The following is a 19,443-nucleotide window of genomic DNA, read 5'->3' on the forward strand; positions in this document are numbered from 1 at the left end:
GCTCTTGAAACGTCCGAACTCTGGAACAGTAGAAAAACCATAGTCCTTACGCGTTGAATTAGTAAATCAAAATACTGGTTGCGTAAAAAGCGAAACTTTGTTTCGCTTTTGACTGATAGTTCGCTGGTTTGGGAGCATCCGATGACAAAGAAAGCACTCAGTCTCAGGTGGCTGGAGGTCTTCCAACTTATTTCCAAGTTGGGTTCAATCCAAAAGGTGTCAGCTGAAACTGGTTTGTCAATCAGTACGGTCTCCAATCATTTGCGCAGTCTTGAAAAGGCGCTGGATGTGGATTTGGTGGACCACAGCCGCAGACCCATGGGTCTGACACCCGCAGGCACGGTGTTCTCACGACATGTGCATGACGGCCTGATCGCCTTGAAACGGGGCGAGGCCGAGCTTCGCTCGGGCAGTTGGCAACATGCAACAGATTTGCGTCTGGGCCTGATTGACGATTTTGACAGCCGGGTCGCGCCAGAACTGTTCCGTCATCTCTCTGCAAGCCTGCCGCGGTGCAATTTTCGCCACTTTACCCGCCCCAGCCATGAGATTCTTGACAAACTGCAGTCTCAAAAGCTGGATGCAGGCGTTGCGACCCGACCTCCTGAGCACTTTGAGGGGTTAATCGAATTCCCGCTACTTCGAGATCCGTTTATCGTCATTCTTCCGCCCGCATATGACGGACCGGTCGAGGAACTGACCAAATCAGACAGTCCGCTTCCGCTTTTACGATATTCGCGTGATCACACCATCGGCAGACTCATCGAAATTCAGCTAACCCGTAGCAAGATCAACCTGCCCAACCGGTTCGAACTTGAATGTAATCAGTCAATTATCGGACTTGTCGCCGGGGGCAGTGGTTGGACGATCACGACTGCTGCCAGCTACTATCGCGCACGACGATTCCACAAAGATACACGCGCATTACCTTTCCCGGGCAAAAGCTTTGCGCGCACCGTGTCGTTGTTCACGACCAATATCTATCCGTCGACAACCACACGACTGATCCACAACACACTGCAAAACCTGATCCGTCGTCATGTGACCGAGCCTATGAATTCGCGGTTTCCGTGGTTGAATGACGACTTTCGAACCATTCCCGCACCCCCCGAATGAGCAACCAGGTAATCTGAGCGCAATATCGAAGTTATTTTCCGGCTTTTTCGAAACCGGGTACAGTGCGCTTGACCGACGCGCCCCATCCGCTGTGATTAGGCCTGACCTTGCGGCTTGACTACAGGCGGCATTCTAAACCCAGAAACCTACCCAGCGGCCCGTGTTGGCAAGACCTACCGGTCTTGAACCATGTGCCGGGCTCAGATCAGGACTGCTTGATGCATCTTTCCCGTTTTCCCCGTGTTTTTCTTGCCCATCTGCCAACACCGCTTGAACGGATGGATCGTATGTCCGAGGCTCTGGGAATCGATATGTGGATCAAGCGAGACGACTGCACCGGCATGTCGACGGGTGGCAACAAGACCCGCAAACTAGAGTTTCTGTTCGGCGAAGCGCTCGCACAAGGCGCAGACATGGTGATGACACAAGGGGCAACGCAATCGAACCATGCGCGTCAAACCGCTGCATTCGCTGCCCGGCTGGGTTTGAAATGTCATATCCTACTGGAAGACCGCACCAGCTATAACAACGCCAACTACAACAACAACGGCAACGTTCTGCTGGATCATTTGCATGGCGCAACCACCGAGAAGTTTCCCGGCGGCCACGACATGCCCGCCGAGATGGAGCGTTCGGCCGCGAAGAAGCGTGAAGAAGGTCACAACGTCTATGTCATTCCGGGCGGAGGTTCGAACCCGATCGGAGCGCTTGGCTATGTAAACTGCGCGCTAGAGCTTGTGAGCCAGGCCAATAACGCCGGTCTCAAAATCGATCGCGTGGTGCATGCGACGGGCTCCTCGGGCACGCAAGCCGGGCTGGTCACCGGGCTTTGCGCCATGAATACGGGCATTCCGGTTCTTGGCATTGGCACCCGCGCACCGCAGCCCAAGCAAGAGCAGATGGTCTATGATCTAGCCCGCAACACGGCTGAGAAATTGGGTTGCCCAGGCGTGGTGCGGCGCGAGGATGTGATGGCCAATACCGACTATGTAGGCGACGGCTACGGCTTGCCGACCGAAAGCGGCATTGAGGCGATCCGCATGTTTGCCGAACTGGAAGGCATTCTGCTCGACCCGGTCTATTCCGCCAAAGGGGCCGCCGGTCTGATCGATCTGGCGCGCAAGGGCTCGTTCAAGGATGAGCGTGTGGTGTTCTTGCATACCGGAGGCTCGGTTGGCCTGTTCGGTTATGATTTCGCTTTCGATCACACCGACCGCTGGGTCAATCTGTAAATCACGGTGATAAGTTCCAGCAAGCAGGTCTTCGCATGAAACCCCGCGTCACCGGCATATTGGGCGGAATGGGCCCCGAGGCGACAATTCTGTTGCAGCAGCGCGTGTTATCCACGGTACAGGCGGCGGATGATGCCGATCACCTGCCACTACTGATTGACATGAACCCACAGGTGCCTTCCCGCATCGCGCACCTGATCGAGGGCAACGGGTCTGATCCCGGGCCGGTTCTGGCCGATATGGCGAGAGGATTGGAGCAATCAGGGGCAACCGCGCTTGCGATGCCTTGTAACACCGCACACCACTATGCGGCGCAGATAGAGGACGCCGTCTCGATCCCCTTTCTGAACATGGTAGACCTGTCCGTGGATCAAGCGTCGCAGCTCCTGCCTTCTGGCAGCCAGGTCGGAATTCTTGCCTCCCCAGCGCTGCGAAAGGTCGGAATTTTTGACGCCCCCCTGAACCGCGCCGGATTTACCGCAATCTGGCCCGAGGATGAAGATAGGATGCTCGGCACGATCCGCCACATCAAATCTGAAGGGCCAACCGGCGCTGCGCTCAGCACACTTTCCGACGCTGCTAACGCCCTTTCGGGCCGGGGTGCCGCGCTTTTGTTTGTGGCCTGCTCCGAATTCTCTCTGCTCACCCGCGACTTGCCCAAAAGCGTTCCGATCATCGACACCGTCGATATTCTGGCGGGCGCTATCCACTCCCACTCTCTGACGCGTTGAGGTTTCCCATGGCCGTCTCTTATCTGAAAACCGCCCTGCCCCGCCCCGATGCAGAAAATTCGGATATCCGCGATATCGTCGCAATCATGCTCTCCAATATCGAGCGCGAGGGCGAAGAGGCCGTTCGGCGCTATGCCGGAACGCTCGATGGCTGGACGGGAGAGTTCGTGTTGACTGATGAAGCGCGCAAAGCCGCATGTGACCGCGTGCCTGAACAGGTCAAAGACGACATCCGCTTTGCCCATGCCAATATCCGTCGATTTGCCGAAGCGCAGATGACCACGGTGAGCGAATGCGAGATCGAGGTGATGCCCGGCCTGATCGCAGGTCAGAAACAGATCCCGATCGCTAGTGCGGGATGTTACGTTCCTGGTGGTCGGTATAGCCATATCGCAAGTGCGTTGATGACGATTACCACGGCAAAGGTGGCTGGGGTGTCCCACATCACGGCGGTCTCGCCACCGCGTCCCGGTGCGGGCATCCCCGATGCAATAGTTTATGCGATGGACCTTAGCGGTGCAGATCTGATCCTGAATTTGGGCGGAGTTCAGGGGATTGCTGCGATGGCCCATGGCTTTTTTGGTGCGCTTCCTGCCGACATTCTTGTCGGTCCCGGAAATTCCTATGTCGCCGAGGCGAAACGGATGCTGTTTGGTAAGGTTGGCATCGACATGTTTGCAGGTCCAACCGATACCTTGGTAATTGCCGATCACACAGCATCGATCGAGACCGTCGCCTGGGATCTGGTGAGCCAAGCCGAGCACGGCGTCGATAGCCCTGTCTGGCTTGTCAGCACCGATAAAGCTCTGGCCCAGGGCGTTATCGCGCGCGCCGATGCCCTGATCGACAGTCTTCCCGAGCCGAACGCTAGTGCAGCGCGCACGGCATGGCGCGACCGGGCCGAGATCATTCTTTGCGACAGCCGCGACGAGGCTGCCAGGGTCGCCAATAACTACGCGCCCGAACATCTGCAGGTGATCGCCGAGGACCTGGATTGGTGGCTGGACCAACTGACCACCTATGGATCGCTGTTTCTGGGTGCCGAAACAACAGTGCCCTTCGGCGACAAGACGTCCGGGCCAAATCATGTTTTGCCGACAAGCGGAGCGGCCCGATATACCGGCGGTCTGTCAGTGCATAAATTCACAAAAACGGTGACATGGCAGCGCTGCACAGCGCAAGCCTCGCACGAGCTTGCTGAACGCACTGCTAGGATCAGTCGGATGGAAGGCATGGAAGGCCACGCACGCGCGGCAGAGATGCGATTGTCTAAAGTGTGCTAAATCTGGCCCAAGGATGCTGTTGATTGGTCAGATTCACCGCATCACGAACGGATCGGGGATCGGATCGTCGCTTGTGCGCAACCAGACCGATTTGACCCGTGTGTAATCAAGCGCCGCCTGTAGGCCCCCTTCGCGCCCGTGGCCCGACAGTCCATGACCTCCGAATGGAGCAATCGGACTAACAGCGCGATATGTGTTAACCCAGACAATGCCAGCCCGAATTCTGCAGATCATTCGATGTGCGCGGGTCAAGTCTTTGGTAAAGACACCCGACGCCAGCCCAAACGCGGTGTTGTTGGCTATTTGTATCGCCTCCGCTTCGGTCCCGAAACTGACGACCGAGAGGATCGGACCAAAGGCTTCGCGCGTCAGACAGGGCGCATCAGGCGCGTCCGTACAATCAATGATTGTCGGTGGAAAATAGTGCCCCTGACGGTCCAAAGGTTGCCCACCCGCTATCACGGTAGCCCCTGCCGAGACGGATTCAGCAACCAGATCTGCAGCAGTCACAAGCTGAGCCTGAGTGCACAGCGGGCCAACCTCGGTCTTTAGGTCATCGGGCGCCCCGATCACGATCTCACCCGCTTTTTCGGTGAGCCGGGCCAGAAACTCATCTTTGATCTTGTCAGAGATTACCAATCGCGATCCCGCCACGCAGCTTTGCCCGGTAGCAGCAAAGATCCCCGAAACCTGCGCGTTCACAGCACTTTCGATATCGGCATCTTCGAACACGATGAACGGGGATTTTCCGCCCAGTTCCAACGAAGTCGAAGCGAGGTTTTTAGCCGAGTTGCGCACGATATGGCGCGCGGTTTCCGGGCCGCCTGTAAAGGCGACATGATCGACATCCGGGTGACTGGTCAGAACGGCGCCGCATTCCGGCCCGAAGCCGGTGATGACGTTCAGAACTCCGGGCGGGAAGCCTGCCTGATCGAAAATACGCGCGAATTCCAGCATCGGGGCCGGACCATCTTCGGATGCTTTCAGAACGATTGTGCAACCGGCGGCAAGCGCCGGGCCAATCTTGACAGCAGACAGGAACAGTTGCGAATTCCACGGCACTATGGCGGCCACCACACCAACTGGTTCGCGGCGCAGCCAAACCTCCATGTCGGGCTTGTCGATCGGCAGGTGCGCCCCTTCGATTTTGTCCGCCAATCCGGCATAGTAACGGTAGTAGTCCGCGACATAGGCGATCTGAGCAGAGGTTTCGCGAATGATCTTGCCGGTATCGCGCGTTTCAAGCTCGGCTAAGGTCTGAGCATTTTCGGCGACCAGATCGGCCAGCCGGTACAACAGTTTACCACGCGCCGTTGCTGTCATGGTCGCCCATTCGGGGGCATTCAGCGCTGAACACGCAGCCTCAACCGCGGCGTTCACATCATGTGTTCTGGCTTCAGGCATTTTCGCCCAAACGGTGCCCGTCGCGGGATCAAGGCTGTCGAAATGCGCGGTCCCATCCGAAAACGTGCCGCCGATATAGTGCTGAAACTGCCGCATTTTCTCTCCTTAGGCGAAGGCGGGCATGACGTCCGCAATGAACCGCTCAAGCGAGGCTTTCTTGCGCTCAAAGCTCATCCCACTGTCGATCCAGAAAGAATACTCATCATATCCAAGATCGCTATAGCCCTTGATACGTTCGATTGCTTTGTCGGGCGTGGCGATCACGTTGTCCCGGATCATCGCCTCGGGCGAATAGAAGGGATGGTTAGCGATGTCGTCATCGCTCAGCGTCTGGATCAGACCCTGCGACACAGGGCGTTCGTTTTTGAACCACGCGCCGAAATAGCAATAAAAGCGATTGATCTCTTCAGCCGCGCGACGGGCATCCGCCTCGTCCGAGGCGATGTAGGTGTGGTTCAACAGCATGATTTCGGGGCGCGGGACGTCATGAAATTTGGCGCAAGCGGCATTGAACGTATCCATCAGCCGGGTGATCTCTTCGTCGCCCTGCCACAAAGGGGTGACCTGCACGTGACAACCGTTCGATACCGCAAACTCATGACTGTTGGGATCGCGCGCGGCAACCCAGATCGGTGGACCGTTTTGTTGCAGAGGCTTGGGTGAAGATGTGGTTGCCGGGAAAGAATGAAACTCTCCGTCCAGCGCATGATCGCCCTCCCAAAGACCCCGCAATGCCGGGACAAGCTCGCGCATACGCTGGCCTGCCTCCCAGGCGTCCAGCCCCGGCACCATCCGCTCGTATTCATAGCTGTAGGCGCCACGCGCGATGCCCAGATCCAAACGGCCATTCGTGATCATGTCCGTCATTGCGGCCTCTCCGGCCAGCCGGATCGGATGCCAGAACGGAGCGATAACGGTTCCGGTTCCCAGACGCACATTGTTGGTCTGGCGTGCTAGATCGACGATATTCAGGAACGGGTTCGGCGAGATGGTGAAATCCATCCCGTGATGTTCGCCGGTCCAGACCGCATGCATGCCGCCCGCATCAGCGATCTTGGCCAGTTCTATGAAGTTTTCATACAGCTCCTGCTGGTCCTGATCGGGAGAGGTGCGTTCCATATGAACGAAAAGCGAAAACCGCATGTCAGTGACCTCCTCGTGTAATCGGGCGAACCTCGCCGCTGTTCTTGTTTCCGTAGTAAATGCCAAAATCTCCCAGACGGGATTCCTCGGACAATCGTTCCAGCATGGTTCGGGTCGCCGTGTCGGTTACAGTGCCAAAGGATACGACATCCAGCGGGACGAAATTACCTTTCTTCGGCTCACCATCAGCGGCCTGACACAGAAACGCGATGTGTTGACGCCTTTTCTCTGCATCTTCGTAAACCGAATAAACAAAGCCCGGCTCTGCGGTCAGCCCGGTGGCATCGATTAGCTTGTCCAATGCAGCCGAAACGCCCTCTGATCCAACCGCCACCTCAGGCGGTGCAAGCGCGCCGTCACCGGCATCGATCAACAGAACCTCACCTGCGCGTTCGATCAAGGCTGAAACGATCAGGCCGGTGTCCTGCATCAAGGCACCAGCAGCTGTTGATGGTGTTACATAGGCCCCCCTGACATATCCGAGACCGGGTGCCGGAGTATTGTCGAAGGCTTTGACCTCGCCGATCAGGATCACATGATCCCCCGCTTCGACGGTTTTGTGCATAGAGCAGTCAAACCAGGCCGACGACCCATCGATCAACGGCGATCCCGCAGGTCCACGCCGCCACTCGACGCTGGCAAACCGGTCTTCGACGGGCCGGGCAAAGGTATTGGACACCTCGATCTGTGTCTCTGACAGGATATTGACGGCAAACCCGTCAGCGGCAATCAATGCGTCATAGTTCTTTGAACTGTTGGCGAGACAAACCAGCACAAGCGGCGGGTCTAGTGAGACGGATGTGAACGAGTTCGCGGTAAACCCGATCGGGTTACCTTGGGTATCATGCGACGTAACCACGGTGACGCCCGTCATGAACGCTCCAAATGCATTTCGCAGCGTGCGGGGATCAAGCGAGGTCATTGCGCAATCCTTTCTTCGGCGGGCTGGCCGAGCCATTCAACCAGATGCGCTGTTACTTCATCGGATGCTGTCAAGTTCACCATATGTCGGTGGCCTTGGATCACAACTGCCCGACCGTTTTGAACTGCTGCGGCCATAGCTTGTGACATAGCCGGGGTTGAGTTCGAGTCTCCGTCGCCGGTGAGCGCCAGAAACGGGCATGAAATCCGATTCATCTTGCTGGCGTAGGTGGCATCGCCCCGCGCAAAAGCGGAATAGGCGATGGCGTAGCCTCGTTGATCCACAGACCCAAGCCACGACGCCACCTGCGCACGGGCAGCCAGATCACCCGGACTGTCACCAAACCAGCGCGACAACGGCGTTTCCAGATCAACTCGACCCGCGCTGATTTCAGCGGCCCGTTGGATGACTGCGGTGCGGGCTGAGGCATCGCGACAGAAGACGCCGTTCAACATAGCAACACGGCTAGTGATATCGGGGTGCTCTGCCGCAAAGCCGGCGGCGATCAGTGCCCCCATTGAATGCCCGATGATTGCGACCGGAGCCAGATTCAATGCGTCGACAACATCATGCATCCAGCCAACAAAATCCGGCAATTGGCTTCCAGATGGCAGACGGTCACTGCCTCCATGCCCCGGCAGATCAACCGCAATTATACGGCAATGCTGGCTCAGCGTGTCAAACTGAGGGCCCCAGGCCGCAGATTGCATGCCAACGCCATGGATCATAAAGACCGGTTGCCCTTCGCCCGCCTCTCTGAACGCGACTGATCGGCCCGAGTTAGACAGCTGCAGGGTTGTCAACGTCATGACCAAGTTCCTCGATGTCCTGATAGCGATCCCCGATCCGGTGGTGCGGCCGCCCTCCAATCGATGCACCCAGTGCAATCAGAATCTCATCTGCCGCAGGTGCATCTGCGACCGAAGTCTGGATCGTAAGGTAGTGAGAGCGACGACCGCCATCATGTTTGTCCATCAAGGGGATCAGCAGCGGCGCATTGGCCGGGCCGCGCGTATTGCAGAAGGAAAGGTAGGATTTCGCGCCGACTGCTTTGCGATAATGATTGCCAAAATGCAGCGTGTGGATCAGGGCCGACGCATGCTCGACCTCTCCGTTCAAGCCCACAATAGCGGATTTGCCATAGGCCTCGACCTGGTCGCCACCACCTGAAGCATCCAAAATCATCTTGGTCAGCAATTCCCCCAATCCGGGGGCGCAATCGCGGATCGCGGGGCCAAGATCTTCGACAAAACCCTGACCAGCCCAAGGGTTCCGAATGACAGCCATTGCGGCAATTAGCTTCAGCGGAGTGTCCGCCAACTTACCACCCTCGATCAGAGTGTCTTCGACATGCAGAAGCGTTTTTCGAATTTCGGCGGACATGGTGATTCCTTTGGCAAGCCTTTGGTCGAGAATATGGTATACCATAATACGATATGTCAATCATACTTGTTCCGGATCCGTACCACAGATATGAAAGCGTCGATGATGAACACCGACTCCACCCTGCAAAAGATCGAAAAAGCACCGCAAACCTTGCGGGATATCGTGCAAGCGCGCCTGCGCGAAGCGATCATCGCCGGGCATTTTGCCCCCGGTGAGCGGCTTGTTGAACGCCCGCTTTGCGATCAGCTTGGTGTCAGCCGCACCGTCATCCGCGAGACGATCCGGTTTCTGGAAGCCGAGGGTTTGGTTGAGATTATCCCCAACCGCGGGCCAATCGTCTCGACCCTCAGCTGGGACCAAGCGCGGCAAATCTATGACATCCGCTTACAGCTAGAAGGCTCAGCCGCCGCCGCCTGTGCACAAGCGCATGAGACAGGTTTCGCAAAGGATCTGGGCAAGGCATTGAAAGCAGTGGGCGCGGCGCAGAATGACACCGAATGGTCAAATCTGCTACAGGCCACAACTCGCTTCTATGAACTGATTTTTCTACAGGCTGGGCACAGCATCGCCTGGGATGTCGTGCAACGTCTGAACGGCCGGATCAGCCGCCTGCGGGCCTTGACCCTCGCAGCGCGGAATCGAGAGCGTTCTGGGATGAGCCACATGACTGCCATCCATGATGCCATCCTCAGTGGTGATCCTGCCAAAGCCCGAAAAGCAGTCGAAAGCCATATCGCGGATGCTGCACAGACCGCGCGCGGCTTTTTGGAAAGCTCTGAAACCTGATTGCTCGGCAATTGAGCCAGAATTCCAAGATTCTGATATCAAAGCTTTCAAAATCTGCGTATTTTCGTCAGGACCGCCCTGATCTCACGAAAGCACCGGAATGCCGCGTCAGTCTGCTCCCAAAGACCTCAGTCTCAAATGGCTGGAACTGTTTCAGATATGTGCGCAAAAGGGCTCGCTACAGGCGGTCGCCAAGGAAACAGGGCTGACGATCAGCACCGTTTCCCATCACCTGCGCAATCTCGAAGACCATCTGGGCGTTGAGCTGTTCAACCACACCCGTAGACCCATGGTTCTGACCCCAAAGGGCCGGGTCTTCCTGCGCAATATCGACGATGCGCTGCACCTGATCCGAAAGGCCAAGGCCGAAGCGTCTGCAGGAAGCATCACCGAGGCCAGCTATCTGCGTTTCGGCACGATCGAAGACTTCGACAGCGACATTATTCCAGAGCTGGCGGTCTATCTATTCGCGAATATGCCCGCCTGTGATTTCATGTACCACACGGATTCCAGCCACGCGATTATCGACATGCTGCGTGACAGGCAGTTGGATCTGGGGATTTCCACTACTCCTAGCGAACGTATGCGCGATCTGCAGGATCGCCCCCTTCTGCGCGATCCATTTGTGATCGTTTTGCCTGCGGTGAGTGACAAGTCTTTGCAAGATACTGTTGAGGGTCGAACCAAATTGCCGTTTCTACGATATACCAACAATCTGATCATCGCGCGCCAGATCGAATCCCAATTACGCCGGATGGGGATTTCGTCCTCTCACAGGTTTGAATGCAGCAACAATCAGACGCTGATGTCGATGGTGTCCTCCGGTGCGGGATGGACCATCACGACGCCGCTGCTGTATTCTCGGGCAAAACGGTTTCAATCAAAGCTGTGCATGCACCCGTTTCCGGGCAAGAGCTTTGCACGCACACTGGCACTGGTCGCGACGCCGGATTGTTCAAGATCGGTGATTGAGCTTGTGGATGCCAAAACCCGATCACTGATCAATGACCGCATCATTTCCCCACTGCGCGATGATATCCCGTGGCTGGCGGATAGTTTCAAACTGATCGAATAGCACTGGATCAGCCTTCAAAGAATGTTGAAGCGATCTCGGATTTGCCGATCCTGTTCGTCTGACAGGTATCTTGGCGTATGGGTCTGCAAAATTTCTTGCGCCCGATGTCGCGCGCGGCTCCAGGCATCTTGCGCTCCGTTTTCTGCCCAGGTTCGCGGCTCGTCCCTGTCTGCGAGTGAGGGATAAAAGTAATCCCGTTCCATGGCCGCAAAAGTATGCTGACCACCCAGAAAATGGCCCTCGCCCAGAACTGCTTCGCAGATCGCGTCAAAGCCCAGATTCTCGTGTGTCACCTCTATGCCCCTCAAAGCGCGGTAGGTGTACGAGTGCATCTCATCATCCAACACGAACGCCTCAAAACTTGCACCCAGCAACGAGGCCGTCATGCCTGAGCTTTCATAGATCAGATTACCACCTGCCAGCGCCGCCGCCATTGAGGTCAGTCCCTTTTCCATCCCGTATTGAGCGTCGATCGCCTTGGCATCAGACATCGAACAGGCCACGCCTGACGGCAGCCCAAGCCAATTTGATAATTGTGCTGATGCTGCATTCAGGACAGCCGTCTCTCCGCTGCCACCTGAGAACGCGCCGGTCCGAAGGTCAATCACCAGTGGCCAATTCGAAAAGACCATAGGAAACCCGGGCTGGATCGCGTGGACCATTACCAGACTCGCAAGGGTTTCTGCCAATGACTGCGCCAGAAAACCAGCCAAGGTCGCCGGTGCAGTCGCGCCGGCCTGAGCAGCGGTGATGCAAGAAATCGGAATATTGTGTTCGATGCAGGCGTAGACCACATCCACCGCGTCTTCACCGTAGCGCATCGGCGAGATCACCGGGCTTATATGTGCTTTCATGAACGGGCGTTTTGCGAATTCACCGGGTCCCCCGGCTGCGATATCCAATATCTCAACAATTGGCGCAACGTGCTGCGCCAATGTAAAAGACGTCGCGGTGGGCTTGGAGGTATTCTTCAACAGCGCATAGACGGTGTTCACATCCAGATCGAAGGTTTCCTCCAGATCGGTTGCAACGCAACAGCGGGTGAACCAGCTGACATTTGGCAAGACATCTTGAAGACGCGTGAAATCATGCAAGTCCTGCAAGGTTGAAGGCCGATAGCGACCACTGCGCAGATCAAGCGTCTGAACCGCCGCCCCTCCGGTTCCGAAATAGACGCGATTACCGCCAACTTCGATGGATCGGGCTGGATCACGCCCGTGCAGAACAAAAGTCTTGGCGGCCTGATCAATCGCCTGTTCCACAAGTTGAGGCGAAAAAAATATCCTTCCCTCCCCGCTATCTTGCGCCCCAACCGCCAACAAATCAGAACGCAAACGATCCGGCACCTCGCCGATGCCCAGCTTCTCAAGAAGATCCAGAGTTGTGTTGTAAATCCGCTCAAGCTCAACCCCAGTCAAGGGTTTGTAAGCGCCTCCCGGTTGACCTGGTGGACAGGGGTCGAGCGCAGGCTTTTCAGCCCGCTGTGCGATACGTCCTTTTCGACCGGACCTTTTCGCCTGCGGCGCAGCCATTTGTGATCCTCCAACCGCATCAGGTTGATCAATTCAACTAAACGCCCAGAGCCAATTTCAACCGCATTCGAATTACTACGAGTTAATGAGCTTTTATTTTCGATTTTTTACGTAACAATATCCAACCGCTTGTGAACCAACTGACAGTGCAGGCTTATCCCCAAAAGACTACGTACCGGAGGGTTCTTGATGAAATCGCGCACTAAAGTGGTCGTCATTGGCGGCGGTATCGCCGGCTGCTCGACTCTGTATCACTTGACCCGTGAAGGTTGGACCGATGTGGTGCTGGTCGAGCGCGATGAGTTGACCAGCGGCACAACTTGGCATTCGGCCGCGCAGGTGACCAATTTTGGCATGAACCAGACCATGGTTGGTCTGAAGACCCACTCGATCAACCTGTACAAGGAACTGGCCGAGGATCCGGACTATCCTATCAACTACCATCACGGTGACGGCGGCATCCGGCTTGCAAATACGCCTGAGCAGATGCAGGGGTACCACCATTTTGCGTCTATGGCGCGCGGAATGGATGTGCATTTCGAGGTCATAGATGCAGAGGAATGCGCCCGCCGGCACCCGTTGATTTCCACCGACAACCTTCTCGGTGGGCTATGGGATCCGCTAGATGGCGACATCGATCCGGCTCAACTGTGCCAAGCACTGGCACGCCGTGCGCGCAAAGCCGGGGCCGAGGTGTATCGCAATACTCCGGTCACAGGACTGACACAGCACAAGGACGATACCTGGACGGTTCACACGGAACACGGCAATATTGACTGCGATATCGTAGTTAACGCTTGTGGTTATCGGGTAAACGAAGTGGGCGCGATGATGGGCGTGCACCACCCTGTCGCTTCGATGGAGCATCAGTATTTTCTGACAGAAGAAATCGCAACGATCCGCGACGCAGGCCATCGGATGCCCCTGCTGCGCTGTCCGATCAGCGACTATTATTGTCGGCAGGAGAAGAACGGCTTGCTGGTCGGCTTCTACGAGCAGGATTGCAAAACCTGGGGCATGGACGGGATCGATCCGAATTTTGTGAACGCGCTGTGCCCTGACGATCTGGACCGCGTGACGGATGTGCTGGAAGGTGCCTTCGCACGCATGCCTGCACTGATGGATGTCGGCATTCATACAGTGGTGAATGGTCCGATCACCTACACAATTGACGGCGCACCTTTGGTCGGGCCAATCCCCGGAAAGCGCAATGCTTTCTGCATCATCGGTCTGCGCGCGGGTTTGGGCGAAGGGGGTGGCCATGGCTGGCTGCTGGCCCAACAGATCGTTCACGGCGAGGCCTGTTATGACACGTGGTGCCTTGATCCGCGTCGGTTTACCGGCCACACAAATGTGGAGCTGACCGCGCTGAAAGCCATCGAAGATTACCAGAATGAATTCCGCTTTCATTTCCCGCACGAACACCGGCCTGCCGGTCGCCCCGCCAAAACCACACCGCTGACCCCGATCCTCGCAGCAGAAGGGGCTGAATTTACAGTGGTCAACGGTTGGGAGCGGGTCGACTACATCAAGCCTGCGCCTGATTTTCAACCAACGCTGAGTTTCAGTTTTGGTGAGGCCTTTGACGTCGTCGCGGCGGAAATCAGAAACCTTCAGGAAAATGTCGGACTGGCCGAAGTGAACGGCTTCAACCGGCTGGAAATCACCGGAACCGATCGGCATCGGTTTCTGGATCGGATGATGTGCGGCGCGGTGACAAAACGCGACGGGCGGGTCGGCCTTGGTTATCTGCTGAACCACCACGGGATGGTCAAAGCCGAGGCCACCATCGCCAACCTGCCCGCGAGTGATCGCGGCCCGGCACGGGTCTGGTACGGGTCCGCCGCCGCCAGCGAATACCATGATATGGACTGGCTAAAGGCGCATCTGCATGATGGCGAAGATGTGCAAATCCGCTCACTCACCAATGATCAGACAATATTAGTGCTGGCCGGACCCAAATCGCGCGACGTGCTGTCCGCTTGTGCTCGAGGAGACTGGTCGCGAGAAGCTTTTCCCTGGCTGTCAGTTCGCGAGTGTTTTGTCGGGTTCGCGCCAGCAACTGTATTGAATATCAGCTTCTCAGGGGAACTGGCCTACGAGATACATGTCCCGAACGCCTCACTATACGCGGCCTATCTGGCGCTCAGAAAAGCTGGCGAGACGCATGACTTGAAATTATTTGGTGCTCGCGCCGTCGAGTCCATGCGGATGGAGAAAGGGTTCTTGCACTGGAAAGCCGATCTGCTCACAGAGTTCGACCCGTTTGAGACCGGTTTGGATCGGTTCGTGAAACTGACCAAAGGCGATTTCATTGGCCGAAACGCGTTGCAGAGACGCCTTGAGAACGGGCCTCAAAAGAAACTGGTAAGCCTGAAAATCGATGCAACCAAAGCACCGGCGCATGGTGGAGCCTCCCTGATGTTGGACGACATGGTTGTTGGTACGATCACGTCAGGTGACTGGGGCCACAGAACAGGGCTAAACCTTGCTTACGGCTTTGTGAATCCGGAATTTTCCGAACCCGGCAGCCGAATGCAACTTGACCTGTGCGGAGAAATGATCGCGGCCGAGGTGATTGCGCCGTCCCCGTATGACCCGGACCTCTCACGCGTGCGAGGCTAATCCCAAAGTTACTCCCCGTTTCGATAGGCTGTTGGTGTCTGCCCGAATTGCATCCGGAACGCCCGCGTCATTGCGCTTGGGTTCTCATACCCGCAGCGGCTGGCGATCTCGGCCACGGACTGCTGGGTCTCGACCGCAAGTTTACGCGCCAAATTCAGACGCAGGCGACGATAGAGCGCCTGCGGTGTTACACCCAGCTCGGACAAAACCCGGGTCTCAATCTTCTTTTGAGAGCACCCGAGCTGACGAGCGATATCCTTTATCATTACTGGCGCATCCAACGTGCCCTGCATGACGCCCAGCACCCGATTCACCAGCCTGTCTTCGGATTTCATCTGTGATGAAGCAGCACTTGGTTCACCACGGTTCATCAGAAGATGCGCCACCTCCATCGACAACAGCGGCCCGTGATCCGCAAGAATCAGAGCAGTCGCCAGATCATAAGCAGCCATCGCGCCTGAACAGGTGATCCGGTCCCGGTCGATCACAAAACGTTCCTGCACGACCTCGACATCGGTAAAATTTTCTTCGAACCGGGAAAGTTCATCCCAGTGAATGGTCGCGCGATACCCTTCCAACAGTCCCGCACGCGCGAGCAACCAACTCCCTGTGTCCAGACCAGCCAGTTTGCGATGACGGGTTGCGGCCCTGCGCAAAGCGCGATGAGTATCGGGAACCGAGTGTTCCAGATACCCATAAGACGGCATGACAACCAAAGCATCACCCGCCTCAATGCCCATCGCTCCATGCGGCGCGACCTGCAACCCGCTGGAGCTTTGGACTGGCGCACCATGGGGTGAATAAAACTGCCAGGCATAGAGATCCTGCCCCGCCAAAGTGTTCGCCGCGCGCAATGGCTCAACCATGTTGGCGAGGCAAAGGTTCGAGAACCCGTCGAACAGCAAAAAGTTATAGATCTGGATCAAATTTTTCTAACTCGGCATGATATCGTACGATTACTGCATGTCATTGCGTCAGGCAACTACGTTTCATTGCCAATCAGACATCAGGGGAACGCGTCATGCAATTTGGCTTAACCGAAGAACAGGAAATGATCGTCTCAACAGTGCGGAGCTTTGTTGAGAACGAGATTTACCCCCACGAAGCTGAGGTCGAACGCACCGGACAGGTGCCGCAAGAGCTGGGAGACGAAATCAAGCGGAAATGCATCGAACTGGGGTTTTATGCCTGTAACTTCCCCGAAGAAGTTGGTGGCGCAGGTCTCTCGCATCTTGATTTCACTCTTGTCGAACGCGAGCTCGGCCGAGGTTCGATGGCATTGACCCATTTCTTCGGTCGTCCGCAGAATATCCTGATGGCCTGCAACGCCGACCAGCGTGAACGCTATTTGTTGCCTGCCGTGCGTGGCGAAAAGATGGATGCTCTGGCTATGACCGAACCTGACGCGGGTTCAGATGTTCGGGGCATGAAATGTCAGGCCGTTCGCGATGGCGGTGACTGGGTCGTCAACGGTTCGAAACACTTCATCTCGGGCGCGGAGCACGCGGATTTCTTCATCGTATTCATCGCAACAGGTGTGGATGAAACTCCCAAGGGCCCCAAAAAACGGATCACTACATTCCTCGTAGATCGTGGCACGCCGGGTTTTGAAGTGCGCGAGGGGTACAACTCAGTCAGCCACAAAGGCTATAAGAACTATATCCTGTATTTTGACAATTGCCGCCTGCCCGATGAACAGGTTCTGGGCGAGGTCGATGGCGGTTTCGCCGTGATGAACGAGTGGCTCTATGCAACGCGCCTGACGGTTGCTGCTTTTTCGGTCGGGCGCGCGCGGCGCTGTTTTGATTACGCACTGAACTACGCGGCTGAGCGCAAGCAATTCGGCCAGCCAATCGGCAAGTTTCAGGGTGTTGGCTTTCAGATCGCTGACATGATCACCGAGATCGACGCTGCCGACTGGCTGACGCTCGCGGCCGCATGGCGTCTGGATCAGGACTTGCCCTCAAATCGCGAGATTGCCTCGGCCAAGCTTTATGCTTCGGAAATGCTGGCAAAGGTCACGGATACGACGCTGCAAATCTATGGTGGCATGGGTCTGATGGACGACTTCCCGATCGAACGGTTCTGGCGGGATGCGCGCGTAGAACGTATCTGGGATGGTACGAGTGAAATCCAGCGGCATATCATCAGTCGTGATCTGCTGCGGCCTCTGGGTGCCTGAGGCCCGAATGAGCAAGGATATCTCCCGTCTTCTACGCCCGGAATCCATCGCGGTGATCGGCGGCGGCGCGTGGTGCCAGCAGGTTATCCTGCAGTCGGAACGCATGGGCTACGCAGGGAAAATCTGGCCTGTTCATCCCAAGGCGGATGAAATTGCCGGGCACAAGGCCTACGCACGGATTGAGGACCTGCCATCGTCCCCGGACGCGGCCTTTGTTGGCATCAATCGTCACGCCACCGTTGAGGCAGTTCAGGTTCTGTCAGACATGGGCAGCGGCGGAGCAGTTTGCTTTGCCTCTGGCTTCTCGGAAGCTGCAGCCGAGGACCAGGCAGGAGGAGATCTGCAATCAGAGTTGATCAATGCAGCAGGCAGCATGCCCATTCTTGGGCCAAACTGCTATGGCTTTATCAATGCGCTTGATGGTGCGCTATTGTGGCCCGATCAGCATGGAGCCGCTCGGGTAGATCGAGGCGTTGCCATTCTGACCCAGAGCTCCAACATCTCGATCAACCTGACTATGCAGAAACGAGCTCTGCCGATTGCCTATATGGTGACTTGCGGGAACATGGCGCAGACCAGTCAGGCTGAGATCGCCATGTCGCTGATCGATGATCCACGGGTCACTGCCGTCGGTTTACATATCGAGGGTTTCAAGGATATCCGCGAATGGGAGGCCCTTGCTGCCAAGGCACATCGGAAAGGCGTGCCTCTGATCGCACTTAAGGTGGGCGCATCCGAACAGGCGCAGGCAGCAACAGTTTCTCATACCGCCTCACTGGCTGGGAGCGATGCGGGTGCGCAGGCCTTGCTAATCCGGCTGGGCATCCCGCGCCTGTCCTCGCTGCCCGAGTTTCTGGAATCCTTGAAACTGTTACATTGCTATGGGCCTTTGCCGGGGGGCAACATTGCGTCGATCAGCTGCTCGGGCGGCGAGGCCAGCCTGATCGCAGATATGGCGATCGGCACTGGCCTCAGATTTCCAGAACTGTCCAGAGACAAGCAAACCCGATTGCGCGATGCGCTTGGTCCGATGGTCGCACTAAGCAATCCACTCGATTACCACACCTATATCTGGCGCGATGAAGAGGCGATGGCGAACGCCTGGGCGGGAATGACTGGCGACGACATAGATCTGACATTCACGATCGTTGATTACCCGACCACCGATCCCACAGATTGGGCCGCTGCCACGCGTACAGCACAAAAAGTGCGGGCAGATACGGGTGCGCGTTTTGCCGTGGTTTCTACCCTGCCCGAATTGCTACCTGAGGATGTAGCACAAACCCTAATGGAGGCAGGTGTGGTACCCCTCATGGGTCTCCGCGAAGCCCTTTCTGCCACGCGCGCGGCGGGTCAGGTCGCCGTACCTGCAAGCGCGCCAGTCTGCTTGCCGGGTACGTCTGATGTCCAGCATACGCTGTCCGAAGCCGAGGCCAAGCAAGCTCTGGCTGCCCATGGTTTGCGCATCCCTCGAAACAGGTCCGTCCGAAGCGCAAAGGAAGCCCTCAGCGCGGCGCAAGAAATGGAAGCGCCATTTGCTGTCAAAGGTGTCGGCCTTGCCCACAAATCCGAACATTCTGCTGTACGATTGGGGGTTCAGGCTGCCGATGTGGCGGGTGTGGCGGCGGATATTGGAACCGATGAAATTCTGATCGAAGAGATGATCACGGGTGCGGTGGCTGAAATCCTCGTCGGCGTGGTGCGGGACGCGGCCCATGGCTTTGTACTGACAATAGGGGCCGGTGGTGTCTTGACCGAAATATTGCGCGATACCACCTCTCTTCTGGTCCCGGCAACATCCGACAGTATTCGCGCTGCTCTCGGCGAACTAAAGATCGCGTCATTGCTGGCAGGCTATCGCGGCCAACCAGCGGCTGATATGGATGAAATCGTTGCCGCCATTCAGGCCGTTCAAGACTATGTAATGCAAAATGCCGAAACGCTCGGCGAGGTCGAAATCAACCCGCTTCTCTGCACGCCCACCCGGGCGGTGGCGGTGGATGCGCTTATCAGAAAGGCCTGAGAA

16 protein-coding genes are annotated in these 19,443 nt (G+C 56.7%); 9 read left to right on the forward strand and 7 right to left on the reverse strand.

Going from position 1 to position 19,443, the window contains the following annotated elements; genetic code table 11:
• The first annotated feature begins 141 nt into the window (after nt 1-141).
• From ACR0AY_RS09765 to hisD, 4 genes are all read left to right on the forward strand, one after another.
• Nucleotides 142-1,116 (forward strand): LysR family transcriptional regulator, encoded by a 975-nt coding sequence (locus tag ACR0AY_RS09765; protein WP_170394403.1) that lies wholly within the window; start codon nt 142-144, stop codon nt 1,114-1,116.
• A gap of 218 nt (nt 1,117-1,334) precedes the next feature.
• Complete coding sequence (cuyA, locus tag ACR0AY_RS09770) at nt 1,335-2,348, forward strand: D-cysteate sulfo-lyase (protein WP_170511980.1); 1,014 nt, start codon at nt 1,335-1,337, stop codon at nt 2,346-2,348.
• 35 nt (nt 2,349-2,383) lie between these two features.
• Nucleotides 2,384-3,079, forward strand: coding sequence for a cysteate racemase (gene cuyB / locus ACR0AY_RS09775; protein ID WP_170511982.1), 696 nt, complete (start codon nt 2,384-2,386; stop codon nt 3,077-3,079).
• Between the two features lie 8 nt (nt 3,080-3,087).
• Nucleotides 3,088-4,362: a histidinol dehydrogenase gene (hisD, locus tag ACR0AY_RS09780; protein ID WP_170511984.1), complete on the forward strand. Its 1,275-nt coding sequence runs from the start codon at nt 3,088-3,090 to the stop codon at nt 4,360-4,362.
• Nucleotides 4,363-4,395: 33 nt separating this feature from the next.
• On the opposite strand, the gene ACR0AY_RS09785 is transcribed toward hisD, so the two are convergent.
• The 5 genes from ACR0AY_RS09785 to ACR0AY_RS09805 are packed head-to-tail and all read right to left on the reverse strand — an operon-like array spanning nt 4,396 to nt 9,214.
• Nucleotides 4,396-5,862 carry an aldehyde dehydrogenase gene (locus ACR0AY_RS09785; protein WP_170511986.1) on the reverse strand — a complete coding sequence of 489 codons (1,467 nt, stop codon included), beginning with the start codon at nt 5,860-5,862 and terminating at the stop codon, nt 4,396-4,398.
• Between the two features lie 9 nt (nt 5,863-5,871).
• The gene (locus ACR0AY_RS09790) at nt 5,872-6,909 is read right to left on the reverse strand and encodes an LLM class flavin-dependent oxidoreductase (protein WP_170511987.1); all 1,038 of its coding nucleotides are present in this window, start codon (nt 6,907-6,909) and stop codon (nt 5,872-5,874) included.
• A gap of 1 nt (nt 6,910) precedes the next feature.
• Nucleotides 6,911-7,831, reverse strand: a complete 921-nt coding sequence (locus ACR0AY_RS09795) for a flavin reductase (protein ID WP_170511989.1) — start codon at nt 7,829-7,831, stop codon at nt 6,911-6,913.
• On the reverse strand, nt 7,828-8,640 hold the full coding sequence (locus tag ACR0AY_RS09800) for an alpha/beta fold hydrolase (protein ID WP_170511991.1): 813 nt from the start codon (nt 8,638-8,640) through the stop codon (nt 7,828-7,830). The genes ACR0AY_RS09795 and ACR0AY_RS09800 overlap by 4 nt, the downstream gene beginning before the upstream one ends.
• A complete protein-coding gene (locus tag ACR0AY_RS09805; protein WP_170511993.1) occupies nt 8,612-9,214 on the reverse strand; it encodes an amino acid synthesis family protein in 603 nt (200 codons plus the stop codon). The genes ACR0AY_RS09800 and ACR0AY_RS09805 overlap by 29 nt, the downstream gene beginning before the upstream one ends.
• 102 nt (nt 9,215-9,316) lie before the next feature.
• On the opposite strand from ACR0AY_RS09805, the gene ACR0AY_RS09810 reads away from it, so the two are divergent.
• Nucleotides 9,317-10,003, forward strand: coding sequence for a GntR family transcriptional regulator (locus tag ACR0AY_RS09810; protein WP_170511995.1), 687 nt, complete (start codon nt 9,317-9,319; stop codon nt 10,001-10,003).
• A gap of 100 nt (nt 10,004-10,103) precedes the next feature.
• Nucleotides 10,104-11,078 (forward strand): LysR family transcriptional regulator, encoded by a 975-nt coding sequence (locus ACR0AY_RS09815; protein WP_170511997.1) that lies wholly within the window; start codon nt 10,104-10,106, stop codon nt 11,076-11,078.
• A 14-nt stretch (nt 11,079-11,092) separates the two neighbouring features.
• On the opposite strand, the gene ACR0AY_RS09820 is transcribed toward ACR0AY_RS09815, so the two are convergent.
• The gene (locus tag ACR0AY_RS09820) at nt 11,093-12,610 is read right to left on the reverse strand and encodes a trimethylamine methyltransferase family protein (protein WP_170511999.1); all 1,518 of its coding nucleotides are present in this window, start codon (nt 12,608-12,610) and stop codon (nt 11,093-11,095) included.
• A 189-nt stretch (nt 12,611-12,799) separates the two neighbouring features.
• Between ACR0AY_RS09820 and ACR0AY_RS09825 the strand changes: the two genes are divergently transcribed.
• Entirely contained in the window at nt 12,800-15,235 is a 2,436-nt protein-coding gene (locus ACR0AY_RS09825; RefSeq protein ID WP_170512001.1) for a GcvT family protein, read from the forward strand.
• An 8-nt stretch (nt 15,236-15,243) separates the two neighbouring features.
• On the opposite strand, the gene ACR0AY_RS09830 is transcribed toward ACR0AY_RS09825, so the two are convergent.
• Nucleotides 15,244-16,161: a GlxA family transcriptional regulator gene (locus ACR0AY_RS09830; protein ID WP_170512003.1), complete on the reverse strand. Its 918-nt coding sequence runs from the start codon at nt 16,159-16,161 to the stop codon at nt 15,244-15,246.
• A gap of 95 nt (nt 16,162-16,256) precedes the next feature.
• Between ACR0AY_RS09830 and ACR0AY_RS09835 the strand changes: the two genes are divergently transcribed.
• Complete coding sequence (locus tag ACR0AY_RS09835; RefSeq protein WP_170512005.1) at nt 16,257-17,417, forward strand: acyl-CoA dehydrogenase family protein; 1,161 nt, start codon at nt 16,257-16,259, stop codon at nt 17,415-17,417.
• Nucleotides 17,418-17,424: 7 nt separating this feature from the next.
• Complete coding sequence (locus ACR0AY_RS09840; RefSeq protein ID WP_170512007.1) at nt 17,425-19,440, forward strand: acetate--CoA ligase family protein; 2,016 nt, start codon at nt 17,425-17,427, stop codon at nt 19,438-19,440.
• The last annotated feature ends 3 nt before the right edge of the window (nt 19,441-19,443 follow it).

Source organism: Ruegeria sp. A5 (genome assembly GCF_056543005.1).

Coding starts and splice junctions, on each gene's coding strand:
- ACR0AY_RS09795 (WP_170511989.1), bottom strand. CDS start 7,831: ATGACCTCGCTTGATCCCCGCACGCTGCGAAATGCATTTGGAGCGTTC.
- hisD (WP_170511984.1), top strand. CDS start 3,088: ATGGCCGTCTCTTATCTGAAAACCGCCCTGCCCCGCCCCGATGCAGAA.
- ACR0AY_RS09805 (WP_170511993.1), bottom strand. CDS start 9,214: ATGTCCGCCGAAATTCGAAAAACGCTTCTGCATGTCGAAGACACTCTG.
- ACR0AY_RS09840 (WP_170512007.1), top strand. CDS start 17,425: ATGAGCAAGGATATCTCCCGTCTTCTACGCCCGGAATCCATCGCGGTG.
- ACR0AY_RS09785 (WP_170511986.1), bottom strand. CDS start 5,862: ATGCGGCAGTTTCAGCACTATATCGGCGGCACGTTTTCGGATGGGACC.
- ACR0AY_RS09765 (WP_170394403.1), top strand. CDS start 142: ATGACAAAGAAAGCACTCAGTCTCAGGTGGCTGGAGGTCTTCCAACTT.
- ACR0AY_RS09815 (WP_170511997.1), top strand. CDS start 10,104: ATGCCGCGTCAGTCTGCTCCCAAAGACCTCAGTCTCAAATGGCTGGAA.
- ACR0AY_RS09835 (WP_170512005.1), top strand. CDS start 16,257: ATGCAATTTGGCTTAACCGAAGAACAGGAAATGATCGTCTCAACAGTG.
- cuyA (WP_170511980.1), top strand. CDS start 1,335: ATGCATCTTTCCCGTTTTCCCCGTGTTTTTCTTGCCCATCTGCCAACA.
- ACR0AY_RS09800 (WP_170511991.1), bottom strand. CDS start 8,640: ATGACGTTGACAACCCTGCAGCTGTCTAACTCGGGCCGATCAGTCGCG.
- cuyB (WP_170511982.1), top strand. CDS start 2,384: ATGAAACCCCGCGTCACCGGCATATTGGGCGGAATGGGCCCCGAGGCG.
- ACR0AY_RS09810 (WP_170511995.1), top strand. CDS start 9,317: ATGATGAACACCGACTCCACCCTGCAAAAGATCGAAAAAGCACCGCAA.
- ACR0AY_RS09825 (WP_170512001.1), top strand. CDS start 12,800: ATGAAATCGCGCACTAAAGTGGTCGTCATTGGCGGCGGTATCGCCGGC.
- ACR0AY_RS09790 (WP_170511987.1), bottom strand. CDS start 6,909: ATGCGGTTTTCGCTTTTCGTTCATATGGAACGCACCTCTCCCGATCAG.
- ACR0AY_RS09820 (WP_170511999.1), bottom strand. CDS start 12,610: ATGGCTGCGCCGCAGGCGAAAAGGTCCGGTCGAAAAGGACGTATCGCA.